This window comes from Oleiphilus sp. HI0061, from assembly GCF_001635675.1.
Genome location: NZ_LWFE01001105.1, coordinates 1 through 3484, shown reverse-complemented (window position 1 = coordinate 3484; position 3484 = coordinate 1). Strand labels below are relative to the sequence as shown.

The window sequence follows — 3484 nt, the reverse complement described above, 5'->3', positions numbered from 1 at the left end:
GCACCCACACCCAATCTTGCTCATCGGCAATACCTACCAAAGCATCAAGACCATTTAAAACAGTATTGAAGCGTTCACTACCACCCTTATACTGAATCACTCGAGCATCTTGAGCCAAACTATCGCTATCAAAATAGTCATCAGCCTCGGAAATACCTATATGCACCTGAGTAAAGCGAGGGTGGTCAAGGAAGGCTTTGGCACTCAGATAAAGAACACTGCTTGAACCAAGCTGAAGATATTGTTTAGGGATGTCACTTTGCATTCTGCTGCCAACACCCGCTGCCGGAATAATGACCCAAAACCGAGGTAGTGCTTGCTTAGCAGAGTCTAAGCCTGAGAGGGGTGAGGAGGTAAACGAAGGACTGGGGCTTGAAACCGACATAGTTGGGGCACAAAGTGATAAATAAAAACCTATGACCCGCTCTTGGTCATGGCAGGCGCTTGCAATGGGCCATTATAGTTTCGAAGCCACTACCATGTAAAAGGTTTCGTCTCGCCCTATCATGCCCAAACTGAAACGAGCACGTTCTTCAATCGCATCATAGCCATTTTTAAGGTCTAGCACCTCAGCATTCAGCTGAGCATTGCGCTCACTTAAGGTGTCATTCGCCGCCTGCTGCAAAGCCACTTTTTCGCGCAAATGCGAAACTTCTGCAAAGCTACCACTGCCAAACCACAAGCGGTACTGCAAACCAAGAATAACAATGACCATTATACTCCAGAGCACTTTCATAAGGACAACTTCACTACACCTTTAACTTCACACTAGTCACATTATTACTTAAAGATTGCCATACGCTGACAAGACACATAGACAAGCAAAAACGATATTTCTTCCCGCTACCACAGCGTAGAGACAAGAAAGCCCCGCTACATAAAAACGGATAAACAAACATATATTGGAATAAATTTACTCTAGTTCAGAAATTGGCTTTTAGCGAAAAGAATTCTGAAGATTAGCATAATTTAAGATAAGGCTTGTTTTGCCTAAAGACAAAAAAGCACTGAACGTTCAACGCACAGTGCTTTTCATTCAATCAAGGCCAGAAATTACTGTCCTTTGATCTCACTTCTACCCTTATAAGGCGCCTTGCTTCCCAACTGCTCTTCAATTCTCAATAAGCGGTTATACTTAGCAACACGATCAGAACGACAAAGTGAACCAGTCTTTATTTGGCCGGCACAGGTACCAACCGCCAAATCAGCAATTGTTGTGTCTTCTGTTTCACCAGAACGATGTGAGATAACTGCGGTATAGCCTGCATCTTTAGCCATCTTAATCGCATCTAAGGTTTCGCTCAGGCTACCAATCTGGTTGAATTTAATCAGAATCGAGTTAGCAATATCTTTTTCGATACCTTCAGAAAGAATCTTGGTATTGGTCACAAACAAGTCATCACCAACCAATTGAACTTTGTCGCCCAACTTTTCAGTTTGATACTTCCACCCATCCCAATCCGACTCGTCCTGACCGTCTTCAATAGAAACGATTGGATACTGGTCGCAAAGCTCAGCCAAATAATCAGAGAACTGCTCAGGGCTGAAAGCCTTACCTTCGCCTTTCATGTCGTATTTACCATCAACATAGAACTCAGTTGATGCACAGTCTAAGGCTAGCGTAATGTCTTTACCTAGCTCGTATCCTGCATTCGCTACAGCAACCTTGATTGCCGCCAATGCATCGGCATTAGAAGCCAAGTCAGGCGCAAAACCGCCCTCATCACCCACAGCGGTATTTAGACCTTGCTCACTTAATACCTTCTTCAAACCATGGAATATTTCAGCGCCCGCACGCAGTGCTTCGGCAAAAGTAGGAGCAGAAACTGGCTGAACCATAAACTCTTGGATATCAACATTGTTGTCTGCGTGCTCACCACCATTGATGATATTCATCATTGGCACAGGCATAGAGTACTGACCAGAAGTACCGTTTAGATCAGCAATATGCTCATAAAGCTCAACGCCTTTTTCTTGTGCTGCTGCTTTCGCTGCTGCCAAAGAAACCGCCAAAATTGCATTAGCACCCAGCTTAGCTTTATTCTCAGTACCGTCCAGATCCAACATAATTTGGTCTAAAGCTCGTTGATCGGTAACATCCTTACCTAATAACGCAGCCTTGATCTCTTCATTAATGCCGGCAACAGCCTTTAAAACACCTTTACCTAAATAACGACTCTTATCACCGTCTCTAAGCTCCAAGGCTTCACGAGAGCCTGTTGACGCACCAGAAGGAGCGCAAGCTGTACCCACCACACCAGACTCTAGAATCACATCCGCTTCAACAGTAGGGTTACCACGAGAATCCATGACCTCACGGCCTTTGATATCAATAATCGTTGTCATTACACTTCTCCAAAAATAATAACTTCAGGCCCTGTCTTTCCTTCAACAACGCCAAAATTCAAAATCATAAACGCTATATTTTAAGCCGTATCTAAAGGCTTAAATTGCTTAACTAGCTCATCGATTGCCTTAACTCTAGCAAGGAAGGGTTCAAGCTGCGACAACCTTAAAGCACACGGGCCATCACACTTAGCATTTTCAGGGTCAGGATGAGCTTCTAAAAACAAACCAGCAATACCCTGCGACATACCCGCAAGCGCTAAGTCAGTTACAGCTTCACGTCGACCACCAGCAGAATCTGCACGACCACCGGGCTGCTGCAAAGAATGCGTCACGTCAAAGAAAACCGGGTACTCAAAGCTCTTCATTACACCAAATGCCAACATATCGACAACCAGGTTATTGTAACCAAAACTGCTACCACGCTCGCAGAGAATTAACTGGTCATTGCCGGCCTCTTCACACTTGGTCAAAATATGTTTCATTTCCTGAGGCGCAAGGAACTGGGCTTTCTTGATATTAATAACGGCATTTGTCTTGGCCATCGCTGCCACCAGGTCTGTCTGACGGGACAAGAAAGCTGGCAATTGGATAATGTCACAAACTTCAGCAACCGGAGCTGCTTGCTCAGGCTCGTGCACATCGGTAATGACCGGCACATTAAAGGTTTTCTTTACCTCTTCAAAAATACGCAAGCCTTCTTCCAAGCCGGGGCCTCGAAAAGAGTTAATAGAGGAGCGATTCGCTTTGTCGAAAGACGCTTTAAATACATAAGGAATATCAAGCTTGGTCGTTACCTCGACATATTTCTCGGCAATCTGCATCGCAAGATCCCGGGACTCTAATACATTCATGCCGCCGAACAAAACAAATGGCAAATCATTAGAAATTTTTACATCACCGACCTGTATGACTTTTTGACTCATCTATATACCCTTCTATTTACGAAGACTTATTTGTGAATGCGGCAGAAATGAAACCTTCAAACAAACCATGACCGTCTCGCGGCGTTGAAGTAAATTCCGGATGGAACTGACAGGCAACAAACCATGGATGATCCGGTGCTTCAACGACTTCAACTAATGAGTTATCTGCTGAACGACCAGAAACAATCAAACCGGCCTCTTCTAATTGCGGC

At 44.5% G+C, this 3484-nt stretch carries 4 protein-coding genes and 1 pseudogene; all 5 read right to left on the bottom strand.

What is annotated here, in order from left to right:
• On the bottom strand, positions 1-385 hold a 385-nt coding region (locus A3735_RS15990), incomplete at its 3' end, for a 2-C-methyl-D-erythritol 4-phosphate cytidylyltransferase (protein ID WP_197485911.1).
• A 72-nt stretch (positions 386-457) separates the two neighbouring features.
• On the bottom strand, positions 458-736 hold the full coding sequence (ftsB, locus tag A3735_RS15985) for a cell division protein FtsB (protein ID WP_068514126.1): 279 nt from the start codon (positions 734-736) through the stop codon (positions 458-460).
• Positions 737-1053: 317 nt separating this feature from the next.
• A complete protein-coding gene (gene eno / locus A3735_RS15980) occupies positions 1054-2346 on the bottom strand; it encodes a phosphopyruvate hydratase (RefSeq protein ID WP_068514123.1) in 1293 nt (430 codons plus the stop codon).
• Positions 2347-2426: 80 nt separating this feature from the next.
• Positions 2427-3272, bottom strand: coding sequence for a 3-deoxy-8-phosphooctulonate synthase (gene kdsA, locus A3735_RS15975; protein ID WP_068514121.1), 846 nt, complete (start codon positions 3270-3272; stop codon positions 2427-2429).
• Positions 3273-3288: 16 nt separating this feature from the next.
• Positions 3289-3484, bottom strand: a pseudogene (gene pyrG / locus A3735_RS15970) (CTP synthetase); the annotation flags it as partial.

Coding starts and splice junctions, on each gene's coding strand:
- ftsB (WP_068514126.1), bottom strand. CDS start 736: ATGAAAGTGCTCTGGAGTATAATGGTCATTGTTATTCTTGGTTTGCAG.
- eno (WP_068514123.1), bottom strand. CDS start 2,346: ATGACAACGATTATTGATATCAAAGGCCGTGAGGTCATGGATTCTCGT.
- kdsA (WP_068514121.1), bottom strand. CDS start 3,272: ATGAGTCAAAAAGTCATACAGGTCGGTGATGTAAAAATTTCTAATGAT.